General features: G+C 60.2%; 19 protein-coding genes and 2 pseudogenes. 13 read left to right on the top strand and 8 right to left on the bottom strand.

The genetic code is table 11. The features are described from left to right. Nucleotides 1-127: 127 nt before the first annotated feature. The 5 genes from G539_RS0105310 to G539_RS0105295 form a co-directional block, all read right to left on the bottom strand. Nucleotides 128-4,045, bottom strand: coding sequence for an ATP-binding protein (locus G539_RS0105310; RefSeq protein WP_029074278.1), 3,918 nt, complete (start codon nucleotides 4,043-4,045; stop codon nucleotides 128-130). A 113-nt stretch (nucleotides 4,046-4,158) separates the two neighbouring features. Then, nucleotides 4,159-4,731, bottom strand: a complete 573-nt coding sequence (locus tag G539_RS26945; RefSeq protein ID WP_131023353.1) for a hypothetical protein — start codon at nucleotides 4,729-4,731, stop codon at nucleotides 4,159-4,161. A 159-nt stretch (nucleotides 4,732-4,890) separates the two neighbouring features. After that, a complete protein-coding gene (locus G539_RS23745; RefSeq protein WP_051231123.1) occupies nucleotides 4,891-6,063 on the bottom strand; it encodes a hypothetical protein in 1,173 nt (390 codons plus the stop codon). Further along, nucleotides 6,063-7,334, bottom strand: a complete 1,272-nt coding sequence (locus tag G539_RS0105300; protein WP_029074277.1) for a hypothetical protein — start codon at nucleotides 7,332-7,334, stop codon at nucleotides 6,063-6,065. The genes G539_RS23745 and G539_RS0105300 overlap by 1 nt, the downstream gene beginning before the upstream one ends. Nucleotides 7,335-7,366: 32 nt before the next feature. Then, on the bottom strand, nucleotides 7,367-9,373 hold the full coding sequence (locus G539_RS0105295; RefSeq protein ID WP_029074276.1) for an ATP-binding protein: 2,007 nt from the start codon (nucleotides 9,371-9,373) through the stop codon (nucleotides 7,367-7,369). A 638-nt stretch (nucleotides 9,374-10,011) separates the two neighbouring features. Between G539_RS0105295 and G539_RS0105290 the strand changes: the two genes are divergently transcribed. From G539_RS0105290 to G539_RS0105285, 3 genes are all read left to right on the top strand, one after another. After that, complete coding sequence (locus G539_RS0105290; protein WP_029074275.1) at nucleotides 10,012-10,539, top strand: antirestriction protein ArdA; 528 nt, start codon at nucleotides 10,012-10,014, stop codon at nucleotides 10,537-10,539. Nucleotides 10,540-10,728: 189 nt separating this feature from the next. Continuing rightward, nucleotides 10,729-10,944 carry a transcriptional regulator domain-containing protein gene (locus G539_RS26575; RefSeq protein ID WP_080700689.1) on the top strand — a complete coding sequence of 72 codons (216 nt, stop codon included), beginning with the start codon at nucleotides 10,729-10,731 and terminating at the stop codon, nucleotides 10,942-10,944. Between the two features lie 46 nt (nucleotides 10,945-10,990). After that, nucleotides 10,991-11,512, top strand: coding sequence for a DUF2285 domain-containing protein (locus G539_RS0105285; RefSeq protein WP_029074274.1), 522 nt, complete (start codon nucleotides 10,991-10,993; stop codon nucleotides 11,510-11,512). 294 nt (nucleotides 11,513-11,806) lie between these two features. On the opposite strand, the gene G539_RS0105280 is transcribed toward G539_RS0105285, so the two are convergent. Continuing rightward, the gene (locus G539_RS0105280) at nucleotides 11,807-12,619 is read right to left on the bottom strand and encodes an APH(3')-I family aminoglycoside O-phosphotransferase (RefSeq protein ID WP_033450617.1); all 813 of its coding nucleotides are present in this window, start codon (nucleotides 12,617-12,619) and stop codon (nucleotides 11,807-11,809) included. A gap of 105 nt (nucleotides 12,620-12,724) precedes the next feature. Continuing rightward, complete coding sequence (locus G539_RS0105275; protein ID WP_029074272.1) at nucleotides 12,725-13,012, bottom strand: DNA -binding domain-containing protein; 288 nt, start codon at nucleotides 13,010-13,012, stop codon at nucleotides 12,725-12,727. Nucleotides 13,013-13,475: 463 nt separating this feature from the next. On the opposite strand from G539_RS0105275, the gene G539_RS0105270 reads away from it, so the two are divergent. The 10 genes and pseudogenes from G539_RS0105270 to G539_RS27390 form a co-directional block, all read left to right on the top strand. After that, nucleotides 13,476-13,745: a helix-turn-helix transcriptional regulator gene (locus G539_RS0105270; protein ID WP_018426335.1), complete on the top strand. Its 270-nt coding sequence runs from the start codon at nucleotides 13,476-13,478 to the stop codon at nucleotides 13,743-13,745. Continuing rightward, a complete protein-coding gene (locus G539_RS0105265; protein ID WP_029074271.1) occupies nucleotides 13,746-14,822 on the top strand; it encodes a replication initiator protein A in 1,077 nt (358 codons plus the stop codon). Between the two features lie 58 nt (nucleotides 14,823-14,880). Further along, a complete protein-coding gene (locus tag G539_RS0105260) occupies nucleotides 14,881-15,399 on the top strand; it encodes a DUF2840 domain-containing protein (protein ID WP_029074270.1) in 519 nt (172 codons plus the stop codon). Further along, a complete protein-coding gene (locus tag G539_RS0105255) occupies nucleotides 15,396-15,941 on the top strand; it encodes a S26 family signal peptidase (RefSeq protein WP_029074269.1) in 546 nt (181 codons plus the stop codon). Before G539_RS0105260 ends, G539_RS0105255 begins: the two co-directional genes overlap by 4 nt. After that, on the top strand, nucleotides 15,920-16,312 hold the full coding sequence (locus tag G539_RS0105250) for a DUF736 domain-containing protein (protein WP_245576806.1): 393 nt from the start codon (nucleotides 15,920-15,922) through the stop codon (nucleotides 16,310-16,312). The genes G539_RS0105255 and G539_RS0105250 overlap by 22 nt, the downstream gene beginning before the upstream one ends. After that, entirely contained in the window at nucleotides 16,309-17,241 is a 933-nt protein-coding gene (locus G539_RS0105245; RefSeq protein WP_050450562.1) for a lytic transglycosylase domain-containing protein, read from the top strand. Before G539_RS0105250 ends, G539_RS0105245 begins: the two co-directional genes overlap by 4 nt. Before the next feature lie 460 nt (nucleotides 17,242-17,701). Further along, nucleotides 17,702-18,202: pseudogene (locus tag G539_RS27740) on the top strand (relaxase/mobilization nuclease domain-containing protein); the annotation flags it as partial. A gap of 9 nt (nucleotides 18,203-18,211) precedes the next feature. After that, nucleotides 18,212-19,609 (top strand): DUF3363 domain-containing protein, encoded by a 1,398-nt coding sequence (locus G539_RS27695; protein WP_407931788.1) that lies wholly within the window; start codon nucleotides 18,212-18,214, stop codon nucleotides 19,607-19,609. Between the two features lie 216 nt (nucleotides 19,610-19,825). Continuing rightward, nucleotides 19,826-21,040, top strand: coding sequence for a chloramphenicol/florfenicol efflux MFS transporter FloR2 (locus G539_RS0105235; RefSeq protein ID WP_000214125.1), 1,215 nt, complete (start codon nucleotides 19,826-19,828; stop codon nucleotides 21,038-21,040). Between the two features lie 93 nt (nucleotides 21,041-21,133). Beyond that, nucleotides 21,134-21,250, top strand: a pseudogene (locus G539_RS27390) (DUF3363 domain-containing protein); the annotation flags it as partial. Here G539_RS27390 and tetR(G) read toward each other — a convergent pair. Beyond that, the gene (gene tetR(G), locus G539_RS0105225; RefSeq protein ID WP_000163574.1) at nucleotides 21,247-21,873 is read right to left on the bottom strand and encodes a tetracycline resistance transcriptional repressor TetR(G); all 627 of its coding nucleotides are present in this window, start codon (nucleotides 21,871-21,873) and stop codon (nucleotides 21,247-21,249) included. The pseudogene G539_RS27390 and the gene tetR(G) sit on opposite strands and share 4 nt — an antisense overlap. Nucleotides 21,874-21,887 lie beyond the last annotated feature (14 nt).

Genomic DNA, 21,887 nt, shown 5'->3' with positions numbered 1-21,887 from the left:
GATGATGAGAACTATGTCTACGCTATAGCTCTCTAAATGCACCCCGGACATTGCGCGGGTATTCAGACGCTTTCACTCTTGACATAAGGCATTGAAAATCAAAGGAAGTACCAGAAGATATCAGCTTTCAAGTCTGGTCATAGAGCACGCCCAAAACCCGGCGCGCAGAAACCATCGCCGGCGCGCTGGCGGCACCGTCCAATACCTCGGTGGCAACCACCATCGACGACCCAAGGCCGCCGATCGTCTCGAACTGGCGGAGGTGAGCGAGGCTGCCAGAAAGGCTTGCGCCAACGCGCTTAAAGATGCTTGTCCCGTCGTCGAGCGTAACGGCGGCGAGTTTCCCTTCCCATGCGTCGAGTTCGCTTGGGGTCAGTTCCGCACCGCCCAGAATGATCTGGCCGGGTAATGCAAGGGGCACGGCGCTGTCTTCGCGGATCCGGTAAGCGACCTCGATCCGACCGAGTTCCTGCACCATGTCGATTGCCGTCGCTTCGCCACCACCGGATGGCGGAGCCATATCGGTGAAAATCGCGCCAACGATGCGAAACAGTCGAACCTTACTCTCGTCATAGGTCATCGTCGGGCGCGGGATTCGGGGATCAGGCGTTTGCGTCGCGAGTGAAATACCAAGTGAGCCGGGTGCCTTGAGCAGCCGCCGCGCCAGCACGTTACCCTGATGCCGAGCAATCACGAGGTTTCGGTCGCGGCCGGGATAGGCTTCCGCCTCGACGATTGCGACCGCGCCGGATGGAACTGCGAAGCCCAGTGTCTCGCCTCGAACGTAGAACAAAGCCTTTCCGTCGAACCATTCGCCGTTGAGTTGTTCGGTGGCCATGTCCTGGGAGCCGCCGGCCGGTACCGAGCGGGAGAAGGCTGCAATGTCGGGGCAGATCGGCACCGAAAATGTAGGTCGCGCCATCGTTGGCAGAGACACGACGTTGGTCTCCGAGGCATCGGTCGGCGCCAGCGGTTCACGCCAACGATGCAATCGGAACTGCTCGTGCACCTTCTCGATCCCGGTCCGCAGTCGAACGAATGCCGGTTCGACGTCTTTCACATCGACATACGTGATGGATGCCCGTTCGCTGTGATGGGCCTTGTTGAGGACGCGTCGTGGATCCGCCCCATCGACTAGCCCAGGGTCACCGACGAAACGCCGCAGGACCGGATTGGAGAACAACTCGCCGCCGCCATTGGTTATCAGCGCGCGCAGTCGATCAAGCAGAGGGAAGAGGGTGAGCGCCTGCGTCGATGTCGCGTGGGCCGGCTCCGCCAAATCATCGAACAGATCGCCTAGACGTGCTTCGATAAAGACGCGCAGGTTAGATGCATAATCCTGTGCCGCGACCGCTGAATCCGGATTGTTGATGAATGCCTGCCGGAGCCGGTCGACCTCCTCGATGGTCGGCGACAAGCTCAGGGTCGGATGGACGCTGTTGACAGCGTGAACAGAGAGATGCTGGACACGATCGGCCATACGATTCTCCGCAACGACTGAACGGGCGAAACGGCGATCGTGGGTGGTGATGAGCAGTTGGGCGCCTGCCTCGGCAACTGCGGCAAGCCCATGCGCCAGTCTCTGACGGTTGTCGTGATCGAGCAATTCCTGCGGATCGTCGAGAATGAGCAGCGAAAGCCCGCCACGCGTTGCAAGCACATGCTCCCGGAAAGCGAGAAAGAAGCCGAACAGTGCACCGCGCAGAGCGGAGGCGTTGGAAATGTGCTGCGCTGGCGCGGTGACGCCCTCGCGGCCGACCTTGAGGTCCAGCACACCTCGCGCATTCATGTCCGTACCGATGAGGTCGGGCGCAAAGGTCGTGGCATTGCGATAGATCGCGCGGCGCCAGTATTCAGACCGATTGTGGAGTTTGCGGCGCAGCGTGTCGACCTGCGTCTGCGCCAAACCGCCGAGCGGAACGAGAAGGTTGAGCGCCGTGACCGCCCGCGCGCAAGCCGCGATACGGTCTTTTTTGGCGTCACAGTCTTTGCGCGCGGCTTCCATTCGGCGCACCTGTTCGCTCGCTGAATTGAGCGGGGCGACGCCTTCCACGATCCGAAGAAGCGAGGTCAAGCGCCTGCCGATCGCCCGATCTGCGTCTGCATCCCCATCGCCGCCGCGTCGCACCGTGTGCACAAAGGCTGTCAGCGCCATCCCGTTCTGCTCCCGCCATTCAGCGAAAGCCAATGCACGCACGATGCGATCGATCATCTGTTGCAGCCGGGCAGAGCCTGCCTGCAAAGCGGCGGGCAGCGATCGACCAGCCGGTTCCTGAAATTCTGGAAGTGCGGCAAGCCGTGCGTCGATCAACGCAACGGCATCAGTGCGTAACGTCCCCAAGGTGCCGCGGAACGGTTCCGTTGCAAAAAGATCGTCAGCCAAACCAGCCCGAAGCAGCGCGGCAGGAGAGGTGGGCAGGTCATGGCGCACTTCGCCACTTATCGCCGGCGGCAGTTCCTGAAGGAGGCGCCCGCACCAATGCGCCGACCATTCGGCGATCGTCCGCGCAATCACCTCCCGGTCGCGTGCTGCCTCGACGAGATGATCGGTTACGGGCACCCCTGTCACCGGATCGCACGCGCCGTGAAGTTGACCGACGCAAACGGGGCAAGTGCCGTCGTCGATATGGTCATGATCGTGCATCCACGCCGATACCTTGGCATAGAGTTGGGCACGACGCGCCCGATCGGGATCGGCAGCCAACGTCGACAGCGTCGCGGCTTCAGCCTCCACCTGCGCCAGCAATTCAACGACTTTGGCGGTCTCGGCAGCGTCCACCTTCAGCGCGGAAAGGCGGGTAATCGACGGCAATTCGCCGATGACCTTTAGCCCTTCGATTGCCGGGCGAATGCTGGCTTCAAGATCGTCGCGGGCCTGCTTGTTCTCCGCGTCAAACCCTGTACCGAGCACCTCTTGCGCTTCGCTCAATGCCTTGGCTTTGAGTTCGACGAAATGCTTCGCGATTTCAGCGATTCGTTCTTGTGCGCCTTCGGCATCTACCGTCGGCCGGTCTCCTTCAAATGCGATACTCGGTGTTTCGGTGAGGATTGCGGCGAGGTCGTCGGCCGCTTGCTGATAGCGGCCCGCGATCTCCACTCTCTGCTTTTCAAGCTCGGGCGTCGCGGTCTTGGCAAGACGACCGGCCATCTTTTCGGCGTGCCGCGCGAGGTCCACGAGGTCAGCCAGACCAGTCAGTCGTGCCACCGCTTCGCCCAGCTGAGATGTCGAACCGACCGAAAGGAACGGCAGCAATGCGGGCATGATCGTAGCGATCCGCCATGCGATAGGATCGATGCCCGTAGCGCCCAGATCAGGAGGCGTTTCGTTAATCTTGCCGCGAGTCGTGCGGATTTGTGAACGACGTAGCGGTGGCAATGGGGTGCCAGTCGAATCCAAAAATGTCAGTTCGACCCAGCTATCTGCGGGGATCGGCTGGCCATCCGCGGGAAGCTCGGCCGATTTGGGCGGCAACGGGGTGATCGCCGACATAGGGTGCGTCGTGGTCGCGCCATCGTCACGCAAAATCTCACATGCAAAATCCAGCGGCCCCTCTTCTGGCGGCCGCTGCGACCGGATCAGGTGGCTGGTCAGGCACCAGACAATCGCATTGGCGATCGAGGTCTTGCCCGAACCGTTCACGCCTTCCAGCAGCGTCACGGGCTTTCCCGGTTCAAATACGAAAGATGCCGGCGGGGCGCTTGGTCGGCCATAGGCGTGTAACCCCGCGAAGCGGTGCGCCTCGACCTTCACCAGACGCAAAGTCTTGATGGCGCGGCTACCACCGTCCTCGGCCGATGCTTCGATCGTCGGCGGAGGCGTGCCGATCATGTCTATGATCGCCTCGGTATCTCCGGCCGACAGATTTGCCTGCCATCTGCCATGATTTTGCCGATACCAGTCGAGGACCGCCCGCGCGTCATCCGAAGCCATCGCGAGTTCATCGCCACCGCCGAGAGCCACGGCACGCCCACCGACCAGATCGGCGAGCAGGGCGTCGATTGTCAGCAGATGAATGTCACGCGGTGCTGGCGCGTCGTCGGCCATAATTCCCCCTTCTTCAGCTATACTGCTGATTGATTCCTTTTATCGCATCATGATCTGAATTTATTCAATAGATATTAGAAAAATCGCGAACCTCGCCAAATAGTACGCCACCATTATTTTGCCTTCGCCGGAATAGGCTTGGCAGCAGCTCCATGAAGCCAGTCGACCCAATTTCCGAGGAAAGCGCGATAATCTTTCATCGTGATCTGAAGAAAATGGAGGCCCACGACGGCACGATCTTTCTGCTTTGTACTAACAAAGCAGAACCTCGTAACTGGCGCCCCTTCCGTCGTTTGGCCTTGGCTATCGAGGTATAGGACGCCTCCGTGCGCCAACCCGTTACGCAGAATGCTGCAGAATGTTTCCGTGGCTAACGCGCCGGCGGCGGTTAGCGCGAGGTCTGCGGCAAGAGCTTGTTGAATGTCCATCGGCAGACCTTGCTTGGAAAGATCTGGTAGTGCCGCGTCCTTTGGCAAATAATGATATCGCCACGCGCCTACGTTATAGAATGGTGCCTTGGCGACAGCGCTCTCACCGATATCCGCCTTTACCGCTCTTGCTAATGTGGCGTCGAGAACGGCATCATTGAGATGGCCGACCGCTCTGCCCTTTTGCGGCTTCCATATCCTCTCGATGGGCAAATTCACCATTGGCGTTGAGAGCGCCAAGAGGAATGATGCGTTCAACGGAAGAATCCGTCCATCGGATTTGTTCGAGACTAAAGGCCAAAGCTGTTCAAGAAGTATCTGGCATCTGCGAGGAACGTCGATGCTGAAATTTTGTGGATTACCCATGTGTCCCCGACCCCGTCGTTCAACTATTATATCAACGTCCTGGGCTTGGTCTCAGGTCCCCGGTGGACGCACGTCGTTTCCGAAGAGGTTGGGTTGCTCCAAGGCATCCTTCTCGACCTGTTCAGTCATCGCCTGGGCAGATGCGATAGTTGCGCCAGAGGTTGATTTCCATGCATTCGCGAATCGTTGACGATCGACATTTGCATAGTCGAGAAGTGCTCCGAGCATCGATTTTGTTTGGACGCTGAGACCATCAAACGTCGGCAGCGCGATGTGGTAGCTCGCCATTTCAAGCTCGCGCCCGGTCACGAAAAGCTGGTCCGATTTGAGGAGCCGTACCGCTTGATCCGCGACGATTTCGGCTGGGATTTGATCCAGATCCCGCTTTAAACCGGCTTCTACCGCCATAGCGGTTCCCCTGCCACCGGGCGCGTATTTTTCGACCAGTGCCATAGCCAAGCGAAGCGTCTGCTGCCCATCGTCATTGCCCAATGCACCCAGCCGCACAGCCCTCAGGATCAAGTCCCGCCTCTCGTCTATTGTCCGAAATGCCGCACCGACGCTTACGTAATCGAGGCTCTGGCAAGCGATGGCCCCAGCAAGGTAGGCCAAGCGGCCAGCCGAGCGAGCAGCCTGTGAATCCGGATGATAAGCAACGGCGGCCGCGGCCAACCGAGAGAAGCCTTCCAAAGCTCTGACTGCGGACGGAGCGCCAAACCCCTCCGATAGAGACGACAGTATATCAAACCGTGCCTCCTGAAGGTTCTTGTTTCGGAAGCTCTTATCCACGGCCTGCAATTCGGCGATCAGTTGCTCATCACCCATTCGCTCCGGATAGAGAACAGCCTGACTGTTCTGAATGCGTTGAATGTCTGTGCCATCGATTAGTTGAAGGTCCAGCTTCTCTGCCACGGACCGTAGATTTTTACGCTTATCGGTCGTTGCAACATATGCACCATCAACGTCGAGCGCATCGGCCAGTCCGCTTGTCCAGAAAATGCGCTCAACTGCCTTTGGACGTTGCTTGTATTTGATGTCGCAAATCTGCACCCGGCGAGATGTGCCGGTTGGACGCTCGTATAACCAAAGGTCAACGTCAGTGAGGTCTTCATCCGCAAAACGAAACGGAACCCCGCGAATGACGAAGAACCCAGCACGCAAGAAGTAGGCGCGCAGAACCTCCTCCAAGACGGCCCCTTTGGGTGTTTGTACTTTATCGTTCATCACAGCACCCGCCCGCCGCGAACGGCCTCAAGCACGTCCCGCGTCGCTCGCTTGCTCAACGGGGATTGGTTCTTACGAATTGATGTTCGGCTTTCCTCGGGACCGACGTATCCTGCCATGGGCGCGCTCGGCAGATCGGCTAGAGATTGGGCATAGGCATTACCCTGCGTGAGTACCTGCAACGCAAGCTCGCCTACCTCCCTCTTAAGTAGCCGCAGATAGTAGCGATTAGAATAACTCGCGTCTCGCCGGAGCTTAACGACGCCGTTGACCTCAAGAACCCGATAGTCTTGCCCGATAGAAGTTGTCGGTCCAACCTCACGGCCGGATATCAGCTTGCTCACAAGTGCAGGAAGCTGCGTGATCCTGCCTTGGGAGGATGGTCGAGAAATCATGCCGTAGGTGAGCGCTGCCACAAGCGATTTAGCCATGTCGAAGCAATCATCCACCATCGGATCGACAAACTTATGAAAGGCGGCTGGTGCAGTGACGTATACATGGCTGCCCTGCTCGTTCGTGACCTCGTTGAGATCATAGACGGCTGCCGCAACCAGCTTTTCAAAGAGCGGCTTCGACAGAACGTGCTCAACGTGCTGTACGCTCAAGCATCCGCTCTTCGACAGTTGTTCGGAGATTTCGCTAATTAGACGCTGTTCGGCATCGTCGAGCGAGGTCAGTACCTTTTGGGTTTTTGCGACGGACGACCGGCGGAAAAGGTTGCCGTTGAACAGCAACCGGTCGTTGCCATCGCCCTCCTTATCGACGAACCCAATGCCCTCAGCGCGATCGAGAAAATCGTCGACCTGGGCATTCGTGAGCTTGTGCGTATCGCCAATCCGTTGAGAGACATCGGCGCGCCGGATGGGCGCTTCCGAAGCGACTTCCGCCAAGGTGATTGACGCTTCTTCGTAGGTGCTCGGCTCAGCCTCGTTGTAGATGTCAGTGGCGTGCCCAAGCGAACCGCGCGTCGTGACGCCCAGAATAGAGATGTCCTCCTTGGACTGATCGATCAAGCGCTTACGCTCAAGAACTTGGAGAAGCCCGTTCAGCTCCAAGCGGGGATCGAGGCCCGAGGCCACAGCGATGGCGCGGGCTTCAACCTTGGTGACAGTAGCTTGGTTTGTCTGGCCAAGTTTCGTAAGGAGGGTAGCGGCTTTCGCTGCTTCGTTGATAGCGGGAAACTCCGCTGGTCCGTTCACATCCAGAACGAGCTTGCGACCATGGTGAATTACCCACGCGCCCTTGATTTCCCTGTCGCTCGCCGTTCCCATAAGCCCCCCTTCGAATTTTTGTACGAATTTGTTCAGTCTATTCCAAGCTTATTGAAGAATATCTTGTTTCTCATCTCTGCGTCCCGAAGAAGCTTAGTCCAGCTTAAAACCTCCATATAAAGACTGTTGTTGCCGAACCATCGAAACCATCCAAGCCCGTCAGGCATAGGTGTGAAATCTTTTTCGAACTCAAGCCATTTTCTGACCTTGGCGGTGAGGTCGCAAACTACGTATCCGTAGAATGGCGTCGTACCGTTGACGACAATGTCTCGTCCTGTAGGAGTCTTGAACTTTCCCTCTCGAATTTGGTTCACATAGCGAACGATCTGCTGAATCGGATCTTCCTTTGATGAAGGGTCAGCAAAATTGTCGCGCTGCGGCTTCTTGAACTCGAAAATCGTGATGGGATTGCTGGCCTCGTTCTGCCCCCGAAAAGCCACGCGCCGATTGTAGATGGTGATATCTGTTCTGTCGCCATTGGCTCTGTTTAGCGGCTTGTCGGAAGAAACGTAGGACGAGAAATTCAGTCGTTCATCCAGCATCCAAAGATTATGCGCATCGTAGTCGAGGTCTTCTGAGTCCTTCTTGCGCCGCATGATGATGTCATGCACGTCGCCTTCCGATTTGTGTTTTCCACCGGCATCGATTTCCAGAGACTTGGAGAATAGGTCGAGAACACACTTTCTCATGGAAACGTAGTGGATGAGATCATTCTTGCTGGTGTCGGAAATGCTATCCATGAGCTGATTAATCTTTTCACCTAGCTCATCGAAGTTTTCCGATTTCAGCAGTGCGGCGACCTGTGACCGCGTCCGGATTTCCTTTTCGTATTTCTTTTTTTGAAGATGAAGCTCGATATCCTGATTGGACGGCCGCATGGGTAAGGCGTCGAAATCGACCTCATTCGCGAGCGTCCGATGCCAGGGTGCATCGGCCGAAACATAGTCGGCGATACGCGCCTGCTTGCGCCTCTTCCGCTCGGTAATTTCCGAACCGACTGCCGACTGAGCGATTTCTGCGGCCCTCTGCTCTATCTCGCTTTGGGAAATGCCGTTGAGCAGATCGTTATCGGTCTGAAAGCGGAACTCGCCTCTTTCGAGAGATACGTTGTCATTCAGGTAGTCGCTAAAGACATAGGACTTGACGACAAAGTTGCGCCCTTTGGACAGGTCTTGTTCGGGACCGGTGTCATAGAACTCTTCGGCAAACTCAGGGATATAGGTTTGAAGCGGGTTGTCAGTCACTTCGCGCCGGTGCGCGACTAGGCTGACTTTGCTCTTGGCCGACCTCGGAGCATAGAGTTTGAAAACGCGGACCTGGAACTCTTTGGCCTCTTCGTTGCTCGTGAGCGTGAAGGTGCCGTGCTCGACACTCATCTCGACGATCTGGCTGTCCCCCTTACCCAAATAATCGTTGAGCGAGACGCCGCCAGCCGGCTCCTTCGCCTCCCTGATCACGATACGCGGACACACCCGCTCTTTATCCACGAAATACGGCAGCAGCCGTTCGACGATCACACGACTGACGGTCTCAAGGCGCTTGTCCGGGAATCTGACCGACTTAATGCCGGAAATCTCAACGGCAGTACCGGTCTCCCGCTTTTCTGAAGCGGACGTTTGCTCGTCAACGATGATATCCTTGTCGAGGCCCATCCTGAAGGATCGATGGTGAAACGCATCGCCAACGGCGAAGGTGCTCGTCACCTTCACATGGTTGAAATACTTGAGGCAGGTGAAACGGCCGAACCCCTTACCGCCATCGGCGATCTTCTGTTCAGTATAGAGGGTATCAAATGAATCCCGGTTGCTCTTTGTAAAGCCGACCCCGTTGTCCTTGACGATAAACCCGTCGATATCCTCAAGACGGTCAATGATGTCTGCCTGTCCGCTTCGAAGGATTTCGATCTGGATCAGGCCATTCTTGACGCCCTTTTGGTCGATTGCCTGAATGGCGTTTACCACTAACTCCACCAGCGGCGTGTAAACATTGGTGCCAGAACGGATATTCTCGACCAACCGCCTGACGTTGACATTGCTCATGCCAGCTCCCTCGCATCCGTCGAGCTAAAGTCTTGCCCTTCTCTGGACAGGCTCGCCGATGTCATTCTTCTTTCCCTCTCGTTTCTCGCTGCGAAGCTCTGGCGGCGGAAGACGCTATGCATTCGCGGACGTACTCGCGCATGAACTCTCGAAGCACTTGTGCCGCTGGGCGATCATGGACTTGGCACGCCGCGACGAATTCGTCCCGCAGATCCCGGTCCAACCTGATGCGCAACCCGACATCTTTTTTGGTCATGTGGGAAGTGTACCCAATGGATACACATCCGCAAGAGAGATCATTCCACAAGGAACGGCGGTCCGGATGCCAGTGTCTCCAGTCCTGCGCGTTGCTACATCCTGATCCAGTTAACGCGCTCGATCTCGACTTTGCTCTGGCCGAACTGGCTGCTTGCCTCGTCTACTTCAAGATAGTCACTAAGGGCGTTGCCCTCGCGCCAGCAAGGTAAGTGGAACCGTCCGGGGCGGTATCCCCGGCCTTCCGCGCTTCGCTTGTGCAGACCGGGTGATCCCCCTCCACCCCGGCCGCCCTTGCTCGTTGCTACCCCAGTCTCGGCGACGGCCAGAAGGTCAGGCGCGGCGTTCCGCTTCGCTGACCTTCAGACCCGAGGATCAGAGACATGACCAACGTATCCGACAGTACCCCCCGCATCTATGTCGCTTGCCTTGCCGCCTACAACAACGGCTATCTGCATGGCGCTTGGATCGACGCGGATCAGGACGCGGACCAGATTAGGGGCGCGATTGCCGCGATGCTTGCCCGTTCCCCTGTCGAGGACGCGGAGGAATACGCCATTCACGATTACGAGGGCTTCGAGGGCGTCAGCATCTCGGAATATGCCGGCATCGACATCGTGGCGCGGATGGCCAGTTTCATCGCAGAGCATGGCGCACTTGGCGCGGGCCTGCTGGAGCAGTTCAGCGGCGACATGGACCAAGCCGAATCCACGTTGGAGGATTGCTATCATGGTCAGTTCGCCAGCCTCGCCGACTACATGGAGGAATTGACCACCGAGAGCGTCACGATCCCCGAAGCGCTGCGCTACTATGTCGATTGGGAGAGGATGGCGCGCGACGCCGAGATGGGCGGCGACCTGTTCACTATCGAGACCGCGCACGGCGAGGTCCATGTGTTTTCCAACAGGTGAAAACATGACTGCCTGTCCGTCCTCATACGGGCAGGCGTCGCGGAGTCGCCGGGCTGTCGCCAAAAATACCAAAAATGATCGGGTTAGCCGCTCAAGGTATCTGCTTTGAGCGGCTTCTATATTTCCAGTGATGATTGAACCTCTTCTTGCCGGGCGCTGCCCAGCATCCCGGCTCGGGGAGGTGACGCCATGCTCAACATCGATTGGCGATCACCGGCGGCATACGGGCACACAAAGCACATCCCTGCCGCTGGTTTCGCTTGGGAATACCTGCGCCGCAACGACGAATATCGTCGGGACTGCCGGACCATCGCATTGACCGCAGGGGCGGCTGCCCGCGACCTCGAAGAGTTCGCGCATCGCTGGGGTTTGCGATTTCCCGTGCGATCCCGACGCGCCGCATGATCGGCAATCGCCGATCTGGAGTCCGCGCCTTCAACCGCAAGCCGTGATGTTGTCGCCAGTCAATCACAAGGACGACGACACCGAACCGGTACTGACGTTGGCGCATCTCGACGGCCTCGATATGCGCCGCGCTGCCGATGGCTGGCACGGCATCTGGCAGGCGGACGGCGTTGCGCATCAATTCTGGCTACCCGTGGCCGTGCCGGACACCGCCGCATTTTACGCCGTCACGCTACCGATGGACGCCTTTCTGGAGCTGCGCGCTCACGCTGTCCGTCGATTCTGGCGGTCCCTCAATGGCCGCGCGCCCGGTCCCGACTTCCGGGCGATCCCCGCCCAGCTCCGGCAATGGCACATCCTGTCCCTGCGTGCGCTCGACGCACGGTTCCGCGGCGAAAGCTACCGCACCATCGCCAAAGTCCTGCTCGGCTTTCGCGGCAGGAAGGAGGATTTTGAGAACGACCCGCGCAAGAACAAGGCCCGCCGCCTAGTTGCGCATGGCATCAAGATGATGCGCGGCGGCTATCGCCTGTTGCTTCATTACCCGATCAAACCCTGCAAGCGTTAATCGTCTGCGAGCCCTATCTGTCGAAAATCGTGTCGCAAATTTGTGCCACTTACGACAATGACATGCAACACGGAAACCCCTTGCTTCTCCGAGACCGGCCGATCTGTTAGAGAATTTTAGAAATTGCGTGACGGTGATGGTATTTGCCGGTCAGATCGATAGGGGCCGTTAAAAATAGCACTTACGCTTCTCGCCCCCTATCTCGCAAGGGATGCAATTTCGAGAATGACGGAGTTTGGTGGTTCTGCCACTGCCAGCCTGTGTTTCATTTGCCGTGGTAGCTGTCGTCTAATATCAAAAAAGCTCGTCCAACATCAGGTGGAATAGCAGCTTGCTTGGATCTGGCTTAGGAACGCCGTACCGGGCGAAAAACCTGTCCTGTAACGCCTCATCGAACTCTCCGAGACAGTTCCAGAGTATCGCCAAATCTTGGTAGCGGTCGGCAATACCGACACGGCCTGCGTCGATACAGCCGATTACCACACCATCCACCATAAGAAGGTTATCGAGCGAGAAGTCCCCATGTGTGACAACCTGATCGGCCATGAAAGGCAGGTGTCGATGCATTTCCTGCCAAACCTGTTCTGCTGTCCAGCCTTCGCGTTCCTCATCGAAATCGTCTTCTTCGACCAAGCCGGCGTCGATCCGTTTGCGCGCCAGTCCGAGTCGATAGCTATGATCGCTGGTAAATGGACATTCGCTGATCGGAATTGCATGTAGCGTCCGAAGGAAGTCCGCCAGCGCATCAACAATGGTCGTTCTCTCCTCTGGACGCGCTTCCAGAGCCTGATATGCGGTTTCACCTGCCAAGGCCGTCATAAGGAGCCAGGCTTCGTCGGTAGTGCTGACGAAATGCGTGACGGTGGGAACCGCGATGTGGTTGGCCATCCAACGCAGTCTAACCATCTCATCCACGAGATCATTGGCAACGGTATCGCGACCATGCTTCAGGAAGAGATCGGGTGCACCTGCCTTGCCGTAGAGCCGATATACCACTCCCCCGGACTCACCGACATTATTCCGCGCCCACGAATATCCCTTCACCTCTTCCGATAAACCCGCCGGCACTGGCATCGCCACGCAGTTTACTTCCCTATATTCATCCATAGCTTGCCTATATTCATCCATAGCTTGCGTAAATCTACTTGCGGGTAGTTGTCGCAACAATCCCGAAATCTGCGACAAGAAACAAGCTGAAATTGTCTCCGATCTTCATACCTTGTTGGCTACCGCCTGCTCCAGAATCTTCCGATAGCCTTCACGCGACAGCCATTGCGCGCGCTCCAGATGACTTTGCCAGCATCGGCGCGACCGAAGTTCCTCGGCGACGGGATCGCGGTGCAGCACGATCCGCGCGACCTCCTTCCAGTCCGCATCTTCGGCCTTCGCATCGAGAAGGCGCAGATACGTCACGAAATGCCGTTCGTCATAGACGGTTATGCTGTCGCCTGTCGGCGCGATGTCGTCCACATCGGGATCGAGTTCGACGGGAACCCGCATAGTCATTCCCCGTATCCGAGAGATTTTTGTCTGCGGTGCGCCCCCGCAAACGATTCTCTCTGACTCTTGGTGATCGGGGAGTTCGAAACCGTCACGAAACGGCCCCATGGCCTTTAGCTCGGAAAGCCTGTTGTATACGCCACAGGCTCCCCGACCATAGGTCAAGGAGTTGGTGCCGTTCTGGCCAGCACCAGCCATTCGTGAGGGGTTTCGACGCCCCAGAGCAGCGCGTCTGCTCCGCCTACATTCCTAGCCGAACCGTGCGCAAATGTCTTTGCCTATTCGGCATGGCAGGCGTTGAGCCGCTGAAATCCCTCATCATATTGGACGCGCGCCGCCCCGAAGGGGGGTGCCGTTAGCGCATAGGCGCAAATGCGGCACGCTACGCGCCGCCGATCCCCCGCCATGGTTCGCCACAGTCCGCTGCCGCCCCCGGCAGCCCAATCCCGACTGGAGGTGATCCATGCCCAACCCGCTTGCGGGCCTGCCGCCGCGCCTGCTGCGCACCAAGGAAGCCGCCCGCTTCCTCGGGATATCCATCCGCACCCTTGAGAAGCATCGCACCTATGGCACCGGCCCGACCTATCGCAAGGTCGGCGGGCGCGTCCTCTATACCGTCCGCGATCTGGAAGACTGGAGCGCGGCGGGCGAGCGCAAATCCACCCGCGACAAGACCGCCGGCACCGTCTTTCCCGCGCGTCCGCTTACGCCCGAAGAACGGGGCGACTGCTAGATGCTGCGCGAGGACGACCACGATCCCGCACAGCCGACCGAGGACAGCGAGCGTAGCCGCCTAGACCCCTTCGTGGTCGCAACCGGCGACGCGCCGCCGCGCGACCAGCGCGACTTGATGGAACGGCCGTTCTTCTCGCTGGCGAAGACCCCGCGCACCAAGCCGATTCTTTACAAGGCCGCCGACATAGAGGTGCAGGTGTTCGGGATGCCCGAGCACGGCATGGCGACCATATGGGACGCCGATGTGCTGATATGGGCGGCCTCGCAGATCGTTGCGGCCGAGAACAACGGCCTCACCACTTCGCGCTTTGTCCGGTTTACGCCTTACCATCTGTTGCGCGCCATCGGGCGGCCGACCGGCAATCATCAATACCGGCTTCTGAAAGCCGCGCTGGCGCGGCTGCAATCGACCGTCATCGCCACCACCATCCGCAACGGCCCGCATTGGCGTCGCCGGCAATTCTCATGGATCAACGAGTGGGAGGAAATGACGACGCGCGCCGGCCGCGTCGAGGGCATGGAGTTCGTCCTGCCCGAATGGTTCTACAACAGCGTCATCGACCGTTCGCTGGTCCTGACCATCGACCCGGCCTATTTCCGGCTGACTGGCGGCATCGAGCGATGGCTTTACCGCGTCGCCCGAAAGCACGCCGGGCACCAGCGCCACGGCTGGGTTTTCGAGGTCGCGCACCTTCACCAGAAATCCGGCAGCCTCGCCCGGCCGTCCGACTTCGCGCTCGACCTGCGCCGGATCGCGGCCCGCCAGCAACTTCCCGGCTACCTGCTCCAGATCGAGCGGGAAGACGGCCGCGAGTTGCTGCGCATCCGCCCCGAAAGCTTGTCCACAGGCACTGTTGATAACCCTGTTAATGCCATCGGCAGATCAGGCGCACGGGGTATCGGCACATCAGGCGCACGACTATCGGCAGATCAGGCGCACGAACCGCAGCTAACGCTTTGGCCTGAAACGCGGAATCCGACCGCTAACTTATCTAACAGAGAATCTAACTCTCTTTGTTTGACGCGCGCGCAGGCGAAGCGTGGTGCCGGTTCTGCCCGAAGGGGCGAGCCATGAGGGCCGCGCTCGACGCGCTGTGCCCGCGCAGCCCCCAGCACATCCCCGGAGACGAACAATGACCCGTCGCGCCCACCGCAGCGCGCACGGCCGTCCGCTGCCGGACGGGCCTGCGCCCTTCACCACATTGGTCGAGCTGACCTTCGAGAAACGCAAGGTCGAGCACTGGATACGCTTCGGCCGCAAGACCTACGAGCAGATCATCGACCGTCGCCGCAGCGTCGTCGGTTTCGCGCCGAGCAGCGTCTTTGCCTTCGTGCGATGGGCGAAGGGCGAGCACGGCACTGTCGTTTCCCGCATCGACATCGTGCGCGCCATCGGCCGGGGCGAGCCGTTCCAGACATTGCCGTTCGTGCGCCCCGGCGGCGAAATCCTGTTGCGCCTCGATAGCTGGCCCAAGGTGCAGCGTGCGCTTGTAGCTATCGACGCCGTGGATGCGCTCGGCCTCGATCCGGCCGATGCCTCGCCGGATCACTGGCGGCACGTCCACAACCGTTTAACCGCCAATCTGGAGCCGCACGCCTACACCCCCGAGCGACACGCCGCTTGGCTTCACTGCCGAAGGATCGCCCCATGACGCGCAGCCGCACCCTCACGGTGACGGCGCTCGCCGTCATCGGCATCGCCGCCGCAAGCGCGGTCGAGACACCGACGAAACTCATATGGAACGCCACCGCCAGCGCGCCGGTCGGGTTCTACACCGTCGAGCCGGCCGACGCGCTTGATGTGCCCGAGCTGGTCGCCGTCATGCCGCCCGAACCGCTCGCCGCCTTCATGGTCGAGCGCGGTTATATCGCGCGCGGCGTCCCGCTGTTGAAGCGCGTCGTCGGCCTGCCGGGGCAGCGGGTTTGCCGCTTGCGATCCACGATCACGGTGAACGGGATCGAGATGGGCGAGGCGCTGGAGCGCGATAACCTCGGCCGCGATCTGCCCGTCTGGCAGGGCTGCCGCGTCATCGGCGACGACCAGCTTTTCCTCATGAACTGGGAAGTCCGCGACAGCCTCGACGGCCGCTATTTCGGACCCATCCCCGCAGCTTCCGTCATCGGTCGAGCGGTCCCGCTCTGGACCGATGAGGAAGGCGTCGGCCGCTACGAGTGGCGCACGCCGACGCACTGAAACGATCCCCGAAAGCCAATCACAGGAGATTTTCCATGGCAGAAATAGGCACCTTCACCCGCACCGAAACCGGCTATGCCGGGGAGCTTCATTCGTTCGGCCTCCACGAAAAGCTGTTCATCGTTCCGGCCAAGCCGAGCGATATGAAGAACGCGCCCGACTATCGCCTGCGCCTCGATAGTGAGGACGGGCCGGACGCCGGCCCGGCATGGAAGGACGCAAGCGAAAATGCCGGCGACTTCGTGTCGATGAGGCTGGAGGGACCGATCTTTCCGTCCCCGATCCGCGCCAAGCTGTTCCAGTCCAACGACGATCCTTCGGTCTGGACGCTGCGTTGGAAGCACCCCCGGAAAGTCGAGGACGAGGAATGACGGCCGCGCGCGTACGGCCCGCCATCCGGTCCAAGATCGTCATCCCTTTGTTCGCGGAAAAGCCGTCTCATCCCTTCGTCCCGCTCGGCGGCCAGACGGCCGGCGCGCGCAGCGAAGGTCAGGGGCGGCCATCGGCCGGCGCTTGCGCCTTGCCCTTGACCGCAGCGAGCACGCTGGCAGGCTGGCGGCGAACCGGAAGCAGGCCGGCATGGCATTATGCTGTCCTGCTGCTGGCGGGGGCGATTTCCGTCTGCATCGGATCGGGCGTCGCTGTCGCGCAATCCACGTCGGTCGAGCGCCCGGTCGCCGCCCATCCGTATGCGATCCACATCGCCGAGGCGTCACAGCGTTTTGGCATCCCCGAGCACTGGATTCGCGCCGTGCTGCGCGCCGAGAGCGCGGGCGACGTGCGCGCCGTATCGTCGGCTGGGGCGATGGGATTGATGCAGGTGATGCCCGACACATGGGCGGGCTTGCGCGTCCGCCATGGCCTCGGCCGCGATCCCTACGTCCCGCGCGACAACATCCTTGCAGGCACGGCCTATCTGCGCGAGATGTTCGACCTCTACGGCAATGTCGGCGCGATGCTCGCGGCTTATAACGCCGGCCCCGGCCGCTATGACGAGCACCGTGCGACGGGCCGCCCGCTTCCCGCCGAGACGCGCGCCTATGTCGCCGCACTCGCCCCGATCCTTGGCGGCGCGGCTCCATCGGATGCGCCGTTGCAACCACCGGCACCGCCGCCCGACTGGCGCGAGGCACCACTATTCGTCATGCGCCCGGCCGACACGCGAGCTACCGCCGCGCCGCCGTCCGAGGTGCAATCAGGCGACGGCCGCGCTGCCGTTCCGGCGCGCGACCCTGCCCGTGCGGAGCCGCAGTACGGCAGCATTTTTGTCGCCGACGCGAGCGGCGGGGGAACGCCATGAGGGCGGCGTTCCCGCACTCGGCGGCGCTCATTCCGGTGTCCAGTCAGGCAGGTTCTTGCCCGGCTGACTTCCCGGCAGGAGGGGTGGAAAAGGCAGAAAGGGCGGAGGGCAAGATTAAAGAAGACGGCACCATGTCGGGCCGCTTCTGGAAATTGTTGTTGTCTGCACACTGGTTAGGTGGCCGGTTCCGGCACCATGGTTTTGAGGGGCCGCGTGCCGCGATTTTGCGCAAAGCCTTGGCTTTGCAGGGTTTCAAGCGGCACCATAGGCGCAGATCGGCGGTTTTCCGGCGGTTTGGGCTGGAGTCGCGCCCTTGAGCGCCGACGACGAAAACCGCTTCCGACCGAAGCCCGGCCGCATCCGATCCGACACGCCGAAGGCTGGCAAGACCAAGAGCTTTTTCACGCAGGTCAGGAAGATCACCCGGCAGCATCAGGCGGCAGCCTCCCGCGACCCTTCCATGCCGTCATCCGCCCGCCCGTCATCGTCGGGCCGGTCCCGTGCCGTGGTCGCCAGCGGCAAGGGCGTGAAGCGCGGCCGGGGCGCGAGCTTCGTGCGTGCCCGCAATATCTCGGGCAACTGGCATCATCGCCAGCCGGGCAGCCGCCGCGTCATCGTCAAGCAGCGCAGCGTCAGGGCCGCATTGAAGGGCGGCCGTGCCCGTGCACATCTGCGCTATGTCCAGCGTGACGGAACCTCACGCGACGGCGAGCGGGGCCGGCTCTATTCGGCGACCGAGGACCGCGCCGATGGCGACGCCTTCCTTGATCGCGGCAAGGACGACCGCCACCAATTCAGATTCATCGTCTCGCCCGAGGAGGGGGCGGAGCTGTCGGACCTCACGGCCTACACCCGCGATTTCATGAAACAGGTGGAAGCTGACCTTGGCACCAAACTCGATTGGGTTGCCGTCAATCACTACAACACCGGCCATCCCCATGTGCATATCGTCGTCAACGGCCGCGACGATATGGGCGGGGATCTAGTCATCAACGGCGACTACCTTTCCGCCGGCCTGCGCGAACGCGCCAGCGAGCTTGCCAGTCTCGAACTCGGCCCCGTGACCGAGATCGAGCAGGCCCGCAAGCTATCCGCCGAGATCGACCAAGACCGTTTCACCCGGATCGACCGCGCCATGGTCGAGGAAGCCGATGCCCGTTTCCTCGACCTGCGCCATGAACTGGCAGAGCCGAGGCGGCAGTTCGAGCGCACCTTGCGCCTGCGCCGCCTTACCAAGCTGGAGAAGATGGGGCTGGCGACCGAGCACGCGCCCGCCGTTTGGGAATTGAGCAAGGACATGGAACCGGCCCTGCGCGAGCTAGGCGAGCGTGGCGACATTATCCGCACCATGCAGAAGGCGCTCGGCCCGCAGGCAGGCGAACGCGATCCCATGAGCTTCCAAATCCATGACGGAGCGCCCGAGACGCCTATCGTCGGCCGCGTCGTGGACAAGCACCTGTCCGACGAGTTGGGCGAGAACCTGACAATCGTGGTGGACGGGATCGACGGTAGGACGCACCACATCGCCGGCATCACGCCCGAGCGGCTGGAGGACGCCCGCATTGGCAGCGTCATCCAGATCGGCCCGGCCGAGGTGGCACCCCGGCCGTCCGACCGCACCATCACCGCCATCGCCGAGGACGGCATCTATCGGCCGAGCCGCCATCTGGAGCAGGCGAAATTCGAGGGCCGCGTTCCCGGCGGCGACGATGAGGGCTATATCGATGCCCATGTCCGGCGGCTGGAGGCGCTGCGCCGGGCCGGCATCGTCGAGCGCATCGACGCCGACCAATGGCGCATCCCAGATGATCTGGTCAGCCGCGCGGCTGATTACGATACCGGCCGCGACCGGCAGGCCAGCGTTCGCGTGCTTTCCCCGGTTGATCTGCAAAGGCAGATACGTTCGGACTGCGCGACATGGCTGGACCGGCGATTGGTCCATGGCGAAACGGCCGACCTTGCGCCGACCGGCTTCGGGCAACAGGTCCGCGAAGCCATGGACCAGCGCCGCGAGCATCATATCGAACAGCGCGACGCCACGCGCAACAGGGACGGCCGAATCTTCTACCGGCGCAATCTTCTCGCCACCCTGCGCGAGCGGGAAGTTGCGCGCGCCGGTGCGGAGATGGCCGAGGGCAAGGCGCTGCCGTTCCGCGCCGCCAAGGATGGTGAGAGTGTCAGCGGCAAGTTCACCGGGACTGTCCAGCTAACGAGCGGCAAGTTCGCCATCGTGGAAAAGAGCCACGAGTTCACCCTTGTCCCGTGGCGGCCGATCATCGACCGCCAGCTCGGCCGCGAGGTCGCGGGTATCATGCAGGGCGGTTCGGTGTCGTGGCAGTTAGGGCGGCAGCGGGGGTTGGGGCTATAGGAGCCAACGATACCGCATTGCAACGCAACAACTAATTCGATAAGAGCTGCTATTCAATTTCGTAATCGTGGAGCCATCAGCATGGGAAATTCCAAGTCAGCAGACAAGTAAGCCGCAACATCAGAATTGTTGTTGCGGCGCTCTGTAAGACCAATCCCATCTGATTGCTGACGAGCAGACGCTGCCCGGTATCCTTAATCGAGCGGTTGATTCGTCATGACCACCACACGCCCCGCGTGGGCCTATACGCTGCCGGCAGCCTTGCTGCTTATGGCTCCCTTCGACATCCTCGCCTCGCTGGCGATGGATATTTATCTTCCAGTCGTTCCGGCGATGCCGGGCGTCCTGAACACGACTCCATCCATAATCCAACTCACGTTGAGCCTCTACATGGTGATGCTCGGTGTGGGCCAAGTGATCTTTGGGCCACTCTCCGATCGCGTCGGGCGACGGCCGATCCTGCTTGTAGGCGCAACGGCTTTCGTTGCTGCGTCTCTGGGAGCGGCTTGTTCTTCAACTGCATTAGCCTTTGTTGCGTTTCGTCTGGTTCAGGCTGTTGGAGCATCGGCCATGCTGGTGGCCACCTTCGCGACCGTGCGCGACGTATATGCCAATCGTCCCGAAGGTGCCGTCATCTACGGCCTTTTCAGTTCGATGCTGGCGTTCGTGCCTGCGCTCGGCCCTATAGCCGGTGCGCTGATCGGCGAGTTTTGGGGATGGCAGGCGATCTTCATCACACTGGCTGCACTGGCTTCGCTCGCACTCTTAAACGCCAGTTTCAGGTGGCATGAAACCCGACCGTTGGATCAGGCCAGAACGCAACGATCTGTTTTGCCGATCTTCGCGAGTCCGGCCTTTTGGGTTTACACGGTCGGATTTAGTGCCGGCATGGGCACATTCTTCGTTTTCTTCTCGACAGCCCCCCGTGTTCTCATAGGCCAAGCCGGCTATTCCGAGATCGGATTTAGCTTGGCCTTCGCGACTGTCGCGCTGGTCATGGTCACGACAACCCGCTTCGCAAAGTCCTTCGTTGCCAAATGGGGTATCGCGGGATGCGTAGCGCGCGGGATGGCGTTGCTCGTTTCCGGCGCGATCCTGTTGGGGATCGGCCAACTTTTCGGATCGCCGTCATTTTTCAGCTTCATCCTGCCGATGTGGGTTGTCGCGGTCGGCATTGTCTTCACGGTGTCCGTTACCGCCAACGGCGCACTTGCGCAGTTCGACGACATCGCTGGATCAGCGGTTGCGTTCTACTTCTGCATCCAAAGCCTGATAGTCAGTATCGTCGGGACATTGGCGGTGACGCTGTTAAACGGCGATACAGCGTGGCCCGTGATTTGTTACGCCACGGCAATGGCAGTGCTGGTGTCGTTGGGGCTGGCGCTCCTTCGATCCCGTGATGCTGCCACCGAGAAGTCGCCAGTCGTCTAGCCGACGACTGGAAGCAAGCCCGCTCCGATGCGGCGCAATAATCTTCGAAACCTCGTGAATGGCGGTATCCTGTCTGGCAAGATACCGCTCATTTCCCTTGTCCCGTGGCGGCCGGTCATCGACCGCCAGCTCGGCCGTGAGGTCATGGGCATCGTGCAAAGCGGATCGGTGTCGTGGCAGTTGGGGCGGCAAAGGGGCATAAGCCTCTAATCTGTTGTAGATGAACGCAGCCGCTCGAAACCAGCGATGAGGCTGTCGAGTCCGAAGTTGAACGCAGCATCCATGCCGTCTGTTTCCAACTCGTGAAACAGATCGTGCAGGAAGGACGACGGTGCTTGCTCGGACACATCTGGCCTGTCCGGAACTCTCTCATCGGCATCAGATGCCTGCTGCTCGAGAACGGAACCGACCACATAGTGACTGACCGCCCGGAGCGCCCAAACGGCGCGCTTCGGACAAAAGCCCTCCGCGCAGAGAAAGCGTATTTGCGTCTCGGCGGTGCCAAAATTCGGTTCTGTCGGTCGAGTGCCGGCATGGATACGCGCGCCGTCGCGATAAGAGAGCAACGCCGTTCTGAAGCTCAGGGCATTCTCTTTCAGGAACACCCGCCAGTCCTCATTCTCTTCGGGTAGCGAGCGGGTATGGCGTTCCGCCAGCATCGCCTCGGCGAGCGCATCAAGCAGCGCTCGCTTGTTCTGGAAATGCCAGTAAAGCGCAGGCTGCTGAACCTTGAGGCGTTCAGCGAGCTTCCGCGTCGTCAGGCTGTCCATGCCAACCTCGTTCAACAGCTCTAGCGCCGCCGCGATCACGGTGCCCTTGTCCAGTTTGGTCATTCACGTTCCTTCGC

It is taken from the genome of Kaistia adipata DSM 17808 (assembly GCF_000423225.1).
In the GTDB taxonomy this organism is placed as follows: Bacteria; Pseudomonadota; Alphaproteobacteria; order Rhizobiales; family Kaistiaceae; genus Kaistia; species Kaistia adipata.
This window is presented reverse-complemented; position numbering and strand designations above follow the sequence as displayed.